This window comes from Geosporobacter subterraneus DSM 17957, from assembly GCF_900142145.1.
Taxonomy (GTDB): Bacteria; Bacillota; Clostridia; order Peptostreptococcales; family Thermotaleaceae; genus Geosporobacter; species Geosporobacter subterraneus.
The window spans coordinates 1-15,821 of the sequence record NZ_FQZV01000072.1; the positions used below are offsets into that span (position 1 = coordinate 1).

Consider the following 15,821-nt stretch of genomic DNA (forward strand, 5'->3'; position numbering starts at 1 on the left):
CAGAAAGCGGTATGGGCTGCACAGGACCCATTGTTATGGTTTCTGAAGAGAGACTGCAAGCAGCCATGCAGGTGTTAGGGAAGGCAAATTTTGTTGCACAGGAAGGTAATATTTGTTAATATAAAGAAAAAGCTTCAGCTTATGTTGGAGCTTTTTAGTTTTATAATAGGAAAAAATCAATATGCTAGAACAAAGTATGTATGTATTAGAATAAATGCATAAGAAAGGAGGTTAATATGACAGATATAAACTGGTTGGAATGGCTGGGATACCTGGCATCAACTTTGGTGGCCATATCCCTTTTAATGAGCTCTATTGTAAAACTGCGTTTATACAATCTCGTAGGTTCTGCCTTATTTACAGTCTATGGTTTTTCCATCGGGGCACTGCCTGTAGGGATTATAAACCTTTTTATTTTCTTTATCAACATCTATTATCTTTACAAGATTTATACCGAAAAGGAGTATTTTCAAATCTTAGAAATAGGCAGGGATGACAAGTACCTGCATCACTTTTTCGATTATTATGATAAAGAAATCAAAAGTTTTTTTCCCGATTTTCAGAAGAGGCTTGGAGAGAAAACCATTGGATTCTATATTCTAAGAAATCTAACACCGGCAGGTATTTTTATAGCATCTCACTATGATGAAGAAACACTATGGATTGATGTGGATTTTGCAATCCCTGAATACAGAGATTTTAAAACAGGGAAATACTTTTTTACAGAAAGAAGAGAGATTTTTGTTGGGAAGGGCTATAAAAAATTCTATACCCATACAAATAATCCTGTCCATCGGAGTTATTTGAAAAAAATGGGTTTTATTGAATCAAATATTGGGAATCAAGTCATACTAGTAAAAAATATATAGCTGTGAAATTTATGTAATAATAAAGGATTTTTCAGTCTTTTGTAGAATTTTGGAATGAAAACGGCATAAAGGAGTGTTAAAAATGAGTATACATATTGGTGCAAAACCAGGCGATATCGCTGAAACTATATTGCTTCCAGGGGATCCATTACGGGCTAAATTTATAGCTGAAAACATGCTGGAGAACCCGGTTTGCTACAATGAAGTAAGAGGCATGTACGGTTTCACAGGTACCTACAAGGGGAAAAGAGTATCTGTACAAGGATCAGGGATGGGAGTACCCTCAATCTCAATCTATGTAAATGAGCTAATCACCAGCTACGATGTAAAGAATCTGATTCGTATAGGTACCTGCGGAGCAATGCAGGAGCACGTTAAGATAAGAGATGTTATTCTAGCCATGTCTTCTTCAACAGATTCCAGTGTGAACAAGCTTCGGTTTAATGGAATGGATTATGCACCTACAGCCAGCTTTAAGCTGCTGAAAAAAGCTTATGACATTGCCCAAAGCAAAGGGATAGAAACAAAGGTAGGCAATATACTGACTTCCGATACCTTCTATCATGATGAACCCGATAGCTGGAAGAAGTGGGCACAGTTTGGGGTGCTGGCGGTAGAGATGGAGACAACAGCCCTCTATACCTTAGCTGCTAAGTTTGGGGTAGATGCCCTTACAATTTTAACGGTGAGTGACAGTCTTGTAACCCATGAATTGACGACAGCCCAGGAGCGGCAGGAAACCTTCACCAAGATGGTAGAAATCGCATTGGAATTAGCATAGAGATATAGATGTGTGATTGAGAATCCTAATGAATACTCAGAACGACGAGGGCGTCGATCCCTACATTCCTATTAAGGTTTACGTAGTGAACGGCCCCTGTGCCGTTCCGAAAAAAGGGCAGGAACAAGGCCTTTGTTACAAGAATATATTTGCTTGTAATGACGTTTATCTATATACATAAAACAACAGCGGATTATTCCGCTGTTGTTTTGTTTTTATGCTAACCGCTTAAGTTTAATTCGTTCAATCATGGATTCTACCATGCTATAAACCACAGGTATAACTACCAAAGTAAGCAGCGTGGAAACCATCAATCCACTCATCAGCGAAATGGACATGGGCCTAAATAGATCGCTGCCGGAGAAGACCAAAGGGGTCAATCCAATTACAGTTGTTGTTGTACTCAACACAATCGGTCTAAAGCGCTTATCTACCGCCTCAAGACAGGATTCTTCAATTCCTTTACCCAGTTTTCTTTCTCCATTGATAAAATCCAATAGTACGATGGCGTTATTTACAACAATTCCCAGAAGGCTCACCATACCCAATAAGCCTGTAAAGGATAAGGGTTGACGGAAAACATACAAGCCTACAATAGATCCGATTACCGATAGGGGAATGGTCAGTAAAATAATGAAGGGCTGTATGAAGGAGTTGAATTGAATCAGAAGGATTCCATAAACCAGCAGCAGTGCAAAAACTGCAAAGGTTCCTATACTGCCGAAGTGCTCCTGAATCTTTTCTCTTTCCCCGTCGAAAACGATCTGAACATCTTCCAGATCCAAGGCTTCTAAACCTTGCTGCAGTTGCCGCTGAATATCTACAGAGCTAAATCCGGACTTAACATCGCTGTAAATGGTAACGGCCTTTTCCCGATCGTGCTTCTTGATATTTGGGATTTGGGGCCGCAGTTGTATTTCCGCGATTTCCTTCAGTAAAATTTTGTTGCCTGTGGCAGAAGATTTGATCATTAGATTCTCCAAAACCTCCTGGGATGGGGCATAACTTCTAAGAACGATATTATATTCATTTCCCGCATTTCGAAAAATCGAAGCTGTTCTGCCCATGAGAGCAATATTTAGCTCATTTTGTATGTCATACTTGGTAATTCCTAAGAAACTGGCTTTTTCTGCGTCTATGTCTACATAAAACTCATAAGCCTTATCTGTAAAATCGTCGTCTATATTGATGGTTCCTGGAATCGTTGAAAGGTAATGACTAACTACTCTGGTAGCGGCTTCTAGCTTTTCCATGTCATCACCGGTAACACGGACACGAACCGGTGCACCGATGGGCTCTCCTTGCTCCAACTGCTTAATGGTAGCGGTTCCTCCGGCAATCCTTGTATCAAAAATCTCCTGGAGGTAGTCGGCAAATTCTGTATTGGACTTAAACCGTTTTTCATTTTTTAAGTCTACCTTAATCATGATCTGAGCAAAATCCTGGGATTGGGTGTAAATGGGCAGTGTGTTGTAGAACTTAGGAAGGCCGTCGCCAATAGCTGTAGTATAACTTATAATTTCTTTCTGCTCCTTTAAAATGGATGTTACCTGCTCAGTTAACGCCTCAGTTTTGCGGATATTGGCGCCTGATTCCGTACGGATATCAATATAGAGGATATCTGTGTCAGCCTTCGGGAAAAACTGAAGCCCCAGCTGTGTAACCAGCAGGAGAGACAAAACAAAAACTGAAATGGCCAAAAATACGGTTCCCCTCTTTTTAGACATTCCTAAATGAAGCATATGGTCAAAAATTGTCCGTATTTTATGTTGCTTTTCCTTCGGTGTACTTTTCCTGAAAAACAAATAAGCCATGGTGGGGGTCACTAGCAGAGCCACCATATAGGAAGCCCATAGGGAAATCATAATTATCAGTGGCAAGCTTTGGATATATTCACCAGCCATCGAGGGCAGCATCAATAGTGGCGTAAAAGCAGCAACAGTAGTTAATGTAGAAGACAAGACAGGAATGGCTACTTCTCTAACCCCCTCTACACATGCCTGCATGGTATCTATCTCCTGATCGATTTTTACCTGTATAGAATCACTGACTACAATCGCATTGTCTACCAGCATACCCAATGCGATGATCAAGGCTGTAATGGAAACCTGGTGAATCGGTATAGCCAATAGTTTCATCATCACAAAGGTGGATAATATAGACAGCGGGATTGCTGTTGATACAATTACTGCATTCCGAAAGCCCATACCGATAAATACCACCATGATAACAAACATAATTCCTGTTATAAGATTAAGAATAAAATTGTTTACTGCTTTACTTACATCCTTTGGCTGGTAAAGCACTTGGTCAAAGTAAATATCCTCGGGCAAATCCTTTTTTAGTTCATCCATTCTTTTTTCTACGGATTTTCCAATAATCACGATATTTTTATTTTCTTGGAAATAACCTGTTAGAAGTATTGCATTACGGCCGTTTTGTTTAATCCGATAGTTTGCTTCCTCCAAATCCATGCTAATCTTTGCTATATCTTTAAGCCTTACGCCGGCACCTGCATTTTTTGAGCCGATAAGTATGGTGTTTTCAATTTCCTTTAAATCTGCATAAGTGCCAGAAGTGGTTACATTTAATCTGCTTTCATCATTTTTGATCTGCCCTAAAGGAATAGATATATTTTGAGCCTGCAGTATATGGATAATATCCTGTAAGGACAGCTGATATTGGTTGAGCTGGGAAATGTCAACCTCTATACTTACTTCCTTCTCTTGTTTTCCATGAATATCAAAGCGGGAGATCCCATTGATCTTGCTGAGTTCTTTTTTGAAGCGCTGCCCATATTCTTCCAATTGCTCATAGGAATAGTTCTCGCCAGACATGCTGATAATTATTCCGGCGGTCTCTGTTAAATCCGTGTTGATCTGAAGGGGGTGTACTTCTTTGGGAAGCTCACTTTGCAGATCCTCCATTTTTTGTCTCAGATCCGTCCAGGACTTTTCAATATTTGCATCCTGAGTAAGTCTTACAACGACGATAGAGAGCCCATTGCGAGAGTGAGACTCCGAATAATCATAACCTTTTAATTCTGCTGCCTCATCCTCAATTTTTCGGGTTACCAATTTTTCTACATCTTCAGGAGATGCACCTGGATAAACCGCAGTAACAATGGCGATACTGGCGGTTATCTGTGGATTTTCCTGCTTTGGTGTAATATAATAGCTGTAAATTCCAGCGATCATCGTCAGCAGGGCTATAAAAAGGGTCACTTTTCTCTCCTTGATGGCTCCAGCTATAAGTCCTTTTCCCACGATATTTTCCCCCTTTAATCCTGTACAGAAACGAGATCCTGATCCTTAAGCTTTTTCATACCCCCGATGATCAGCTTATCACCAGGCTCTAAACCCTGGACCATTACGCGATTGCCTTCCACTTCCAGCAGCTGAATTTTTCGCTGATAGGCTCGATCATTTTTCATCACAAATACATAGTCGTCGCCATTGGATAGAATTGCAGCTATAGGGATCCATATGCCCTTTGCTTCACCGATAATAAATTCTGCATGACCCACAGCACCGATAGGCCATGTATTACTGGGAAGGGACACTTCTACCGGGTAAGTGAGGGTCTCCTGATCAGGCGTTGAATGAATATTGGTAACTGTACCCTCTAATGGCTTTCCATTTATCCAAAGAATTGTTTTCGTACCAATATGGATTTTATTCAAATCCTTAGTAGTTAATCCCACCTTAAAAACCTGTTGATCATTCCGCACAACGATCACAGGATAGCCGGCGGGAACCATCTCTCCCTCCTCATACAGCAGATCTATCACGTAACCATCGCTGCCGGAACGAATAAGAGCATCCTCCAAAAGACTAAGCTTGTGTTGATAATCAGCAGCAGCCTGATCCAGCTGCCCTTTTGCAGCAGCTTTATCCTCCGGCCTTGAACCGTTTTTTAATTTCTTTTCCATTTCCATTGCGCTGCGGTAATCGGCTTCTGCTGCATCAAATTCTACTTTAATTTTATCCAAATCCTTTTGGGAGACTGCACCGGATGCATAAAGCTTTTCCAATTTTTCATATTGATCTTTCATAAATATATATGCCGCTTCAGCTTTTTTTACATTGGCTTCCATTTGTCGGATATCTTCCGGAACAGCACCATTGACTGCCTTTTCGTATTGGGCCTGTGCCGCCTCCATTTGTCCTCGGGCAGCAGAGAGACCATAGGTCAGGTCTTTCGTATCCAGCTGTAGGAGGGGCTGTCCTGCTTTAATCTGATCTCCCTTTTTCACGAAAACAGCATCAATTTTTCCGGAACTTTTGAAAGCCAGTTTTTTGATAGCGGAGGCTTCCACAATACCTGTATAGTTTAAAATGATTGGCCGCGTCTCCTCCTGCAATGACAGAAGCTGTACAGGCTTTGCCTTAGATGCAATATCATTGACTGTGTTCTTGACAGCACAACCTGTTGTCCACGTGAGCATAAAGAGCAGCAATATTAGTGAAATTTGTTTCCTCATAAAATCTCCCTCCGATGATCATTGATAATAAACAATTGTTTATTTTTAATGCAAAAAAATTATAACCATCTGCTTTTTAAATCACCAAGCTGATAATGAATAAACTGATGAATTAAAAGTTTCATTTTAATGCCGTCTTCATAGTGCTTGAGAATTACTTTCATACCCTCGATCAGGCTGACAGACAGTACACGAGCAAAAAAATCATCTTGAATATGTATGCCCTTTTCTTTTAGCTTCGTGAAAACCTGATCCCTAATTTTTTTTTCCACCAGAAGAGTAATTTCTTCAATGGCATGCTCAAATCTTGTCCCTATGCTTCCATCTATCAAAATCAATAGTTCTCTTCGATGCTCGTGATTAATTGTCATGATGCGATCAGCAAGGTGCTCAAAAAATTGTTGGACCTCCTTTGGATTATCCATGTTGTCGAAGGGCTCCTGGGTAAGTTCGATAATCTTATGATAGGCAGGGCTGATCACTGCATAAAATAAATCCTCTTTACTGGCAAAGTAGCGGTACAAATTGCCAACGGTCATGCCCCCTCTTTCCGCAATGGATCGCATGGAAGCATTTTTAAAGCCCTTTTCCTGAAACTCTATTAAAGCAGCGTGATGGATACTATTTCTAACCTCATCCTTAAGTACTTGCATATAATAAACACCCATTCATTTTTATTTTATTTTTATGATATACAAAAATATTCCTTAGGTCAATGAAAAATAGAATCGTTATAGAAGTATATTTCATAAAGATGTAATAGACCCATCTGCCAGCAACCCTACAACAGCATTCCATAAGCATCAGATTCTAAGATTTAAAGACAATATGATTTAGAATTAACCTATAGATAACAAAAGGATGTCGGAGATTGTAGATAATAGAGATATGAGGTAGGGAAAACATCGAGAGCTTGAGTAGATGTTAATCAAGAAATTTGTAGATTGAGGTATTCTAAAGAAGAACATAAAATCTAAAAATCAGCATAAGAAATATTTACAAGGGCATTTAAGAAATAGATAAATCGGAGGTTGAGAATACCATGGAGATGATTTGTTTAAGGGAGTAAAAACCAAAGCCTATAGGATTTAATGACAACTGAATAAGCAAGTAAACTTTAGACAGGGGGGAAGTGGTTTTTACCACGGCGGCTATGATTAAAAATTATGTTATTGATACCAATGTCATGATCCATGATCCAAAGTTTTTATATAATTTTGAGGACAACAATATTGTCATACCGATTATTGCGGTTGAGGAATTAGATAAGCTAAAAAAGGCACCGGGTGTTGTTGGTTACCATGCACGATCAGTCTTAAAGGAGTTGAATAAGGTACGGCAATACGGCAACTTTCTAGAGGGTATTTCTCTTCCAAATGGGGGAACCATCCGCATAGAGATGAATCATATGGATTTATCGGTACTGCCCGATGGTATGGATCGGCAGACCAATGATAATAAGATATTGACTATCGCTAAGAATATTGCATTAGCCGATGCAGATAAACCAACCATTATTGTAACAAAGGATATGTGCATGACCGTGAAAGGGGAAGCACTGGGACTTACCGTGCAGGATTATGAGAATGACAAGGTTCATACCGAGGACCTTTACAAGGGCTATAGTGAAATATATCTATCTTCTGAACAAATCAATAATATATTTAAAAACGGAATTGAATTGCCGAAGGAGTATGCTGATGCCGTATATCCCAATCACTTCTTTCATATCAAGAGTCATGACAACAGCAGCCATGAAATTCTGGCAAAATATAAAAATGGCAAGATCGTCCCCCTTGAGTACACCAATGCAGCAGCTTGGGGGCTAAAACCTATTAATCGTGAACAAAAAATGGCCTTTGAGTTGCTCTTTGATGCCAATATTCATTTTGCCAGTATACTGGGGGGTGCAGGCAGCGGAAAAAGTATATTGTGTGTAGCCTATGCACTACAAAGTGTTTTAGAGAAGGGTCTATATCGAAAAATTATTTTCGTTCGTCCGGTAGTCCCAGCAGGAAATGATATTGGCTATTTGCCAGGGGACGAGAAGGATAAATTAAAGCCTTGGATGTCTGCACTATATGATACCGTAGACAATTTATTTCACAACAAAAGCAAACATCGGGAAGAGGATGGACCGAGGGTGTTTAAAAGAGGAGAAAAGCCTGATTTTTCAGTAGAACAGTTTATTGATACTTATCGAGAAATGGGACTGTTGGAAATGAAAACTTTTAACTATATGCGCGGCAGGACGCTTGCCAACGCACTGGTGATTGTAGATGAGGCACAAGAAACCACCCCGCACCTGGCGAAGCTCATGCTTACACGGGCGGGGGAAGGATCAAAGTTTTTATTTATTGGAGATCCCTCAGATAATCAGATTGATAATGTATTGGTAGACTCTCGCTCTAACGGACTGGTTTATACGGTAGACCGGATGAAAAGCTTTGACATCACAGGTCATATTACATTGCAGCAAGTGGAAAGGAGTCCGCTGGCCCAGCTGGCTGAGAAGCATATGTAGGCTCATACGATGGAATTATAGTTGAGCCGCCAATTGAAAAAAGGATATATTTTTGTAGTGAACGACCCCTGTTGTCCGTTCCGATACTGGGCAGATACAAGGCCTGAACCTATAGAACTGCAATCTGCCTTTTAAGATGCCGTTCAATAATATGCAATAAGCTATTGCATATTATTGAATGCTTTGATATAATCATTGAAACAACTAAATATATATTTCATGGTGTCGCTGATGTTGAATCAGCGGCTTAAAAGGGAAGTCAGGTGTAAAGCCGACACGGTCCCGCCACTGTAACAAGGAGTGCAGGTAGTAAAATGCCACTGTTTCATATTGAGATGGGAAGGTATAGCTGCACAATGATTTGGAGTCAGGAGACCTGCCATGAATTGTAATACCGATAAAACTTACGCGGATAAGGAGGTGTTATGAGATAACGGAGCTTTGCAGAATATCTGTAGGCTACAGTTCATTTCATGAAAAATCTTGCACCTTTTTACAAAGGTGCTTTTAATTTTGATATCATAGGCGTCAACGTAATCCAATTATTTCCAAATAAACCTTAGAAGCATGTCATTCTGAGCGTTAGCGAAGAATCTTATAGAACATAAGCAAGATTACTTTTGAGTATCAGAATATATCATCTAGCTTAAAGATCCTTCGACTCCGTTTTACTCCGCTCAGGATGACAAATGATGGGTTAAGTTGACGCCTATGATTTTGATATAAAAGTAAAGTATATCACTTGTAAAAAAATTCAAAAAGGAGCTAAAGAAAATGAAAACAGGTTTATTTGTATTGGGCCATGGAAGTCAAGCCCAGGAGGCCGATGAGATATTCTCAAATATTGTGGAAATGGTAATGAATATCACAACGTTTGATCTGGTTGGATTGGGATCTTTACAGATTTCTAAGCCTAGCTTTGAGGAAGGTATTGAAGATTTAGTACATAGAGGTGCAGAGCATATCGTCATCGTACCCATGTTCATCTTCCAGGGTAATCATGTAAAATATGATATTCCTGAGGCATTAGAAAAGATACAAGCCCAATACCCTGCAGTGAAGTTTACGATGGCCAAGCACATCGGTGCGGATGCAAGAATTGCCTCTATTATTGAAGAAAGAGCCAAGGTAGCAATGGCAGGATAATCTGCATCCTATTTGTTCACAAAGATCTAAAAACTAAATAGACTCGTTACGGTATGATTGTTCTACAATCATTTAAAAGGGAAGTTCGGTGAAAATCCGACGCGGTCCCGCCACTGTGACAGGGAGTATAGTTATAGAATATCCACTATTTCTTAGGAGATGGGAAGGGAATAGCTGTATGCTGATCTGGAGTCAGGAGACCTGCCATAACGAAGAATACCATCAATACTTACGCGGATAAGGGGGTATTTTATGATGAAAGGGTCTTTTTGGATTTTTTTATCGCCAAAATACATCAAATAAGCAACCTTTTTCCTGGTGGAGAAAGGTTGCTTATTTGATGGGGTCATTTATGCTTTTAGTGTTGGGATCGATTATAGGGAGGTTTATTCATGGAACTAGAAAGAATCCAAGATAAAAATAAGGGTGAGTTGTTGTCGTTGATTCAGAGGGTAGAAAAAAGCGGAAAAGAAATTTATAAAAAAACAAACAATACCCATTATTACCTGAGGGAACTCATAGATATAGAAAAGCTTCAGCGCGTGCAAGAGAGTTTTGCAAAGGCTACAGAATTCTCCTTTGTAGTTGTGGATTATAAGGGTGATGAGATTACAAAAAGAACTGAATGTACTGAATTTTGCAGACGGTGGAGAGCGATAAAAGAAAATAAAAAAACCTGCAGTTTTTGTGATACCTACGGAAGATTAGAATCTATCATTAACCAAAAACCAAATATCTATCGGTGTCCGGCAGGACTTGTTGAAGTCACCGTACCAATTATTATCAAAGAGCAATATTTAGGTGCTGTATTATTTGGACAGGTACGATGCATAGAAGAAGAGGAGATTGTAAATCTGGGGTCCTACATCCAATGTGAAGAAAAGCGAAAATGTAATACAACACTCATAGAAAGCTATGAGAAGCTGCCTATTGTTCCTTTGAAAAAGGTTTTATCAACAGCCAATCTAGTTCAACTGGTGGTTCTTCAGATGGTAGAAGAAGAAGTGTTAAGGAGGGAGACGGAGGAGAATAAGAAGCTTATTGGAGAGCTGATCGTAAAAAGAATCCGTGCAGAACTAGAAAAGGCTAGGACGATGACGGAATTAAAATTCCTAAAGGAACAAGCTAATCCCCTTTATATGAAGGAAATATTAAAGACGATTGAGGAGGCTGCATCAAAGGAAGGAGCAGTTAAAACCCAGGAGATGACATATCTTTTTTCGGAAATGCTTAAATATACAACTGATAATAAATAAACCCATATCTGAAAAATAATGATTTCTCAAGTGGATATACCATTAATCAGCTATATTACACGAATAGACATACTAAGGTGTAAAATATATCTTATAAATAACGGGATAGACCATACCTATTGTTTTGTGATTTTAAATTTCCTATAATAAACATAAAATTGAATAAATCTACAGGTGCCAATCCTATGATTGGTGAAAAGGGAAGCAGGTGAAAGTCCTGCACGGTCCCGCCGCTGTAAGAGGGAAATCTTTATCAAAGCCACTGTAAAACTGGGAAGGCGATAAAGATGCTGATCCTTGAGTCAGAAGACCTGCCTGTATGATCCACCAATAACTCTACGAGCGATAGGGGGATGGAAAGCGCATTAACATGTAGTGATGATGCACTGAAGATAAATCCTCTTGCCTTTATGGTGAAGAGGATTTTGTTTTTGTATAGGAGCACGTCATATTAGATAATTTGAAAATCACAGTAGGTTCCTAGAATTTTGAAGGAAAGATTTTAACAAGAAAATGCAAATAAATCCTATTTGCATTCATATTACAAGGTTGTAGAGTTGTAGAATCTCTGTGGTTGCGCTTTATCTATGGAAAGATGGATCATGCTTTATTAATAAAAGGAGGAAAAAAAGTGATACAAAAGCGAATCTTAGCATTTATGCTGATTGTTTGTATTTCATGTTTTGGATTACTGCCAGAAATGGCTTTTGCAAGCGATACAGTTGGAATACCAAAACCCTGTACCTTGGCACAAGGAACACATGAGTTTTATGGGGACCAAGTAAAGGCCTTACAGAAAACAAGTAATAATAACTCAATAATTAATGCATCCTTAGTCAGACCTGTAAGTGTAGAGGTAGGAGATACTGTAACGACAGCAGTATATATGACACTTCAAGGAGACTCGTACGGATGGGAAATAAGTATGGATGATAATATATATACAGCACCGGTTGAAACAACTGTGCCAGAAACAGGAAAAACTAAGTATAAGTTTAATGTTGAGAAAATGCATACCTTCTTTTATATAAAAGGAATGCAAAAAATGGGGCAGAATTATGTGTCTACTACCTTCAGACTGGTGTTCACAGAATTAACACCAGATGAAGAACCAACAGTACCAACAGAACCAATAGAGCCAACAGAGCCAACAGAGCCAACAGAGCCAGTAGAACCAGGTTTAGTTATGGAAGACGGAAGCTATATAATCCATGCAGTAGCAAAGGCAGCAAATAGTGACACTATTTCTAGGACCGATGAGAATATTGAAAAACCACTGAGGGTAGATGTAAAAAATGGACTTGTGACCGTACTTATGACCTATACAGGGACTATGACAAACATGGAAATGAGCAAAGATAATGTTGATTTCGCAGGCCTCTCAAAGGCTTCGGGGAGCAGTTCCACCTATAGATTAGAGATGGGAACGGAGCTTTTATCGCAGGTTTACATCAAGGGCCAAGTTCCAGGGATGGGAAACAGTTGGCAAACCATTAGACTAGTATTTCATAGAGACTCTCTAAGAATACCTGATGGAAATTATACAATCACTGCTACAGCAAAACAAAGCAACAGCAACACTGTATCTAGAACCGATGATAATATTGAAAAGCCACTGAAGTTAGAGGTAAAGGATGGAAATATAACTGCCTATTTGACCTTCAAAGAAAGTACCATGACAGATCTTCAAATGAGCACAGATGGAGAAGTAAGCTATGCAAATCTTTCTAAGGCTGCAGGAAGTAATGCTACCTATAAGCTAGAGCTTGGAACGAAGTTATTATCTCATGTGCACATTAAGGGATATGTAGAAGCCATGAAGCGAACCGTCTCCTTCAAATTAGAGTTTGATAAAGCTTCCTTTGTCAAAGCTGAGGCTTCCAATCCAGGCAATTCAGACTCAGGCGTAGGCGGCGGAGCAGCACCCCCACCCTTTACTTTACCAGAAGTAAATACCTATAAGATAGAAAATGGAGAATATACGATACACGTCGATGCAAAAAGCTTAACCAGCCATGAAAGATCAAGAATAGACGATCGCATTGTAAAGCCCCTAAAAGTTGAGGTGAAGGATGGAAAGGTAATCCTATATCTGACCTTGAGAGGCAACACCATTCGAGATATTCAATTTAGATGGACCGGAGTATGGTTCAAAGAGGCACCGATTCACAGTCAAGGAGATGACACCATTACCTACAGACTGGAAATGGACAAAGAGATGCACTCCTACATCTATGTAAAAGGCTATGTGGAGGCTATGGATGCCTGGCCGGAATTCGGGCTGTTCTTCGCACAGAATACCTTGAAAAAGCAAGAAGAAATTCCACCGGTTGCGCCTGTGTCAGAAGCTGTTATAGATCAGAACGGCTTTAAAATCAGAGTAGTGCAGGTGGAAGACAGCCAATTAATCGAAGGAAGACCTTTATTCAGGGTCAGCATTGAACGAGAGGAACTCCCTTTATCCCATGGAAAAAAGGCATTGGTGTCCCTTCCCTATACCCCAAGAGCAGAAGAACTGAAGAATGTAGAAAAAATTGTTGTCTATAGAGTCACCGAAGAAGGCAAGCTGATCGTTGAACCTACCGGCAAGTACAACTCCAAAACACAAAGCGTGGAGTTTAAAGCGGGTATCGGAGAGGGAACATACACCATTAGATATGCTGAGAAATCCTTTAAGGATCTGCAAAACTATGATTGGGCGGTTAAACCAGTAGAAGCTTTAGCAGCCAGAGAGATCATAAAGGGAATGGGGGAGGGATCCTTTAGCCCACAAGCCAGCATTAGGAGAGCAGATTTTATTATAATGCTGATGAAGGCTTTAGGCGTAGAAGGAAAGCCTACAACAAATTTCACAGATGTAAATCCAGAACGCTACTACGCTGACCTAGTAGGAATGGCGAAAGAGATGAAAATCATCAGGGGAGACACAAATGGCAGCTTCCGTCCTGAGGCACCGATTTCAAGACAGGAAATGTTCACCATAGCTGCTAATGCTCTTCGATTCATCGGAGGTCTGAACAGAACCTACAACAAAAATGTGCTAAACCAATTCGCTGACAAGGATCATATCTCAGCCTATGCATTAGACAGCGCTGCAGCACTGGTGTCCGAAGGTATTATAAGAGGAAAAGGTACATCCATGGATCCAAAGTCCAATGTGAGAAGGGCAGAGGCAGCGGTACTCATCTATGGAATCTATAATTATGAAGAAGGCAATACCCAAGAAGAATCTGCGGAAAAACTTCCTGTAAAGGTTTTACCTGTAGAGGGTACGAAGACCTTATCAGAGGGTACACATCCAATAAGGATTACATCCCTATCTGCAGATAGCAATGAACCATCAAGATTGAATAATGCTATCGAGAATCCGGGAAAGGTAGAAGTCAAAGACGGAATACTATACGGTTACCTTACTCTTAAGCGATCTCTTTCTGATATGAGCGGGTTAAAAATAAGTAATAATGGGGGAGTAAGCTTTGAGGACGCAGAGGTAGTTTTATCAGAAACAGGAAAAACCACCTATCGATTCAAACTAGATAAGCTGGATCAGCCGGTAGTTGCTTCTATATACGTAGAAGCCATGGGAGCATCTCCTAAGTTTAGAATCGCTTTCGATCATAATACCACAGTTCAATAATACAAAAAAACAAAATAAGTATGTCCCAAAAGTATTATCATGATACCCATTTATATGCTTCTGGGGCATGCTTTCTTTCAGTTGAAGGGAGATAATACATATGTTTAAAAAAATAAAAGAGTTTATATGCTTTGCGTTACTTATTTTCGCACTTATGGTTCCAACCGTTGCATCTGGGGCAGGAAATATTCCAGATGGAAAATATGCGATAGGTGCTACGAGCATATCTGCCAGTAGTGATGAGGTATCTCGTTTGAACAACTCGCTGGTTAATCCATTAAATGTTGTGGTAGAAAAGGGCAAAATCAATGTCTATCTTACTTTGTCCAGACCTACCAAGGAGCTTAATACCTTGAAAATAAGTTCTGACGGGGGAAAAAATTTTACAGAAGCAGCTGTTGTATCTAGTAGTGAAAGTGCTACCCAATATATGTTTTCAGTAGATCATTTAGATGAACCCCTTTTTGCAACTATTTATGTAAATGCCATGGGTGCTACTCCTCTTTTTAGAATTGCCTTTGATAAGTCCGATGTGGAAAAAATGAAGAGTGCAACAGCTGTAGAAAAGCCAAAGCAGGAGCAACCAGCACAGGAAGCTGCACCAAAAGCAGCACCACAGCAGGAAAAGAAAACCTCAGATCAAAAGCCAGCAGCAGTAGAGACAGCGGCAACGCCTGCAGTACAAAAACAGACTGCTGTAGAGCAGCCACCAGTAACAGAGATGAAGGAAACGGAGGACCAAGAAACTACTGAGGAAAAAGAAACAGAGACCAGTGCTGAAGAAACCCAGGCGGAAGAAAACTTAACAGAAAAATCCTCTGATGAGGATGAAAAAACAGGCAGCAGCAAAATGATATTTGTTATGGGGACAATAGTGGGTCTTATCGTTATAGTAGCTGGAAAAAAATATTATTAAAGAAATAAAAACCTTTTAAAAATACACACCACTTTACAAGTAATGTAGTGATTTAAAAACAATTCCGTAAAATAACAAAATCAGACACCTAAATCCTAGGAATACTAATCCTATGACAAACCAATACCCTAGGAGGCGTCTGATATGATTAGTATATCCCATAATTCAATGAATCAAACATTGCTGCAATATTTAATGCAGTATAGATC

General features: G+C 39.7%; 10 protein-coding genes and 3 riboswitches. Of the genes, 7 read left to right on the top strand and 3 right to left on the bottom strand.

What is annotated here, in order from left to right:
- Positions 1-236: 236 nt before the first annotated feature.
- Both BUB56_RS17680 and deoD read left to right on the top strand, forming a co-directional pair.
- On the top strand, positions 237-869 hold the full coding sequence (locus BUB56_RS17680) for a YgjV family protein (RefSeq protein ID WP_110942586.1): 633 nt from the start codon (positions 237-239) through the stop codon (positions 867-869).
- 82 nt (positions 870-951) lie between these two features.
- Entirely contained in the window at positions 952-1,650 is a 699-nt protein-coding gene (deoD, locus tag BUB56_RS17685; RefSeq protein ID WP_110942587.1) for a purine-nucleoside phosphorylase, read from the top strand.
- 215 nt (positions 1,651-1,865) lie between these two features.
- On the opposite strand, the gene BUB56_RS17690 is transcribed toward deoD, so the two are convergent.
- The 3 genes from BUB56_RS17690 to BUB56_RS17700 are packed head-to-tail and all read right to left on the bottom strand — an operon-like array spanning position 1,866 to position 6,786.
- A complete protein-coding gene (locus BUB56_RS17690) occupies positions 1,866-4,916 on the bottom strand; it encodes an efflux RND transporter permease subunit (protein ID WP_242946427.1) in 3,051 nt (1,016 codons plus the stop codon).
- Positions 4,917-4,930: 14 nt separating this feature from the next.
- Positions 4,931-6,133, bottom strand: coding sequence for an efflux RND transporter periplasmic adaptor subunit (locus BUB56_RS17695; protein ID WP_110942588.1), 1,203 nt, complete (start codon positions 6,131-6,133; stop codon positions 4,931-4,933).
- A 59-nt stretch (positions 6,134-6,192) separates the two neighbouring features.
- Complete coding sequence (locus tag BUB56_RS17700) at positions 6,193-6,786, bottom strand: TetR/AcrR family transcriptional regulator (protein ID WP_190014714.1); 594 nt, start codon at positions 6,784-6,786, stop codon at positions 6,193-6,195.
- A 479-nt stretch (positions 6,787-7,265) separates the two neighbouring features.
- Here BUB56_RS17700 and BUB56_RS17705 point away from each other — a divergent pair, with 479 nt between their 5' ends.
- The 5 genes from BUB56_RS17705 (at position 7,266) to BUB56_RS17725 (ending at position 15,612) form a co-directional block, all read left to right on the top strand.
- On the top strand, positions 7,266-8,657 hold the full coding sequence (locus BUB56_RS17705) for a PhoH family protein (RefSeq protein ID WP_242946428.1): 1,392 nt from the start codon (positions 7,266-7,268) through the stop codon (positions 8,655-8,657).
- 203 nt (positions 8,658-8,860) lie between these two features.
- A riboswitch (cobalamin riboswitch) is annotated at positions 8,861-9,055 on the top strand.
- A 337-nt stretch (positions 9,056-9,392) separates the two neighbouring features.
- A complete protein-coding gene (locus tag BUB56_RS17710; protein WP_278319517.1) occupies positions 9,393-9,803 on the top strand; it encodes a sirohydrochlorin chelatase in 411 nt (136 codons plus the stop codon).
- Positions 9,804-9,835: 32 nt separating this feature from the next.
- Positions 9,836-10,026, top strand: a riboswitch (cobalamin riboswitch).
- A gap of 169 nt (positions 10,027-10,195) precedes the next feature.
- The gene (locus BUB56_RS17715; protein ID WP_110942591.1) at positions 10,196-11,059 is read left to right on the top strand and encodes a PocR ligand-binding domain-containing protein; all 864 of its coding nucleotides are present in this window, start codon (positions 10,196-10,198) and stop codon (positions 11,057-11,059) included.
- Between the two features lie 155 nt (positions 11,060-11,214).
- A riboswitch (cobalamin riboswitch) is annotated at positions 11,215-11,392 on the top strand.
- A gap of 298 nt (positions 11,393-11,690) precedes the next feature.
- Complete coding sequence (locus tag BUB56_RS17720) at positions 11,691-14,696, top strand: NEAT domain-containing protein (RefSeq protein WP_110942592.1); 3,006 nt, start codon at positions 11,691-11,693, stop codon at positions 14,694-14,696.
- A 100-nt stretch (positions 14,697-14,796) separates the two neighbouring features.
- Positions 14,797-15,612, top strand: a complete 816-nt coding sequence (locus tag BUB56_RS17725) for an NEAT domain-containing protein (protein WP_110942593.1) — start codon at positions 14,797-14,799, stop codon at positions 15,610-15,612.
- Positions 15,613-15,821: the final 209 nt, after the last annotated feature.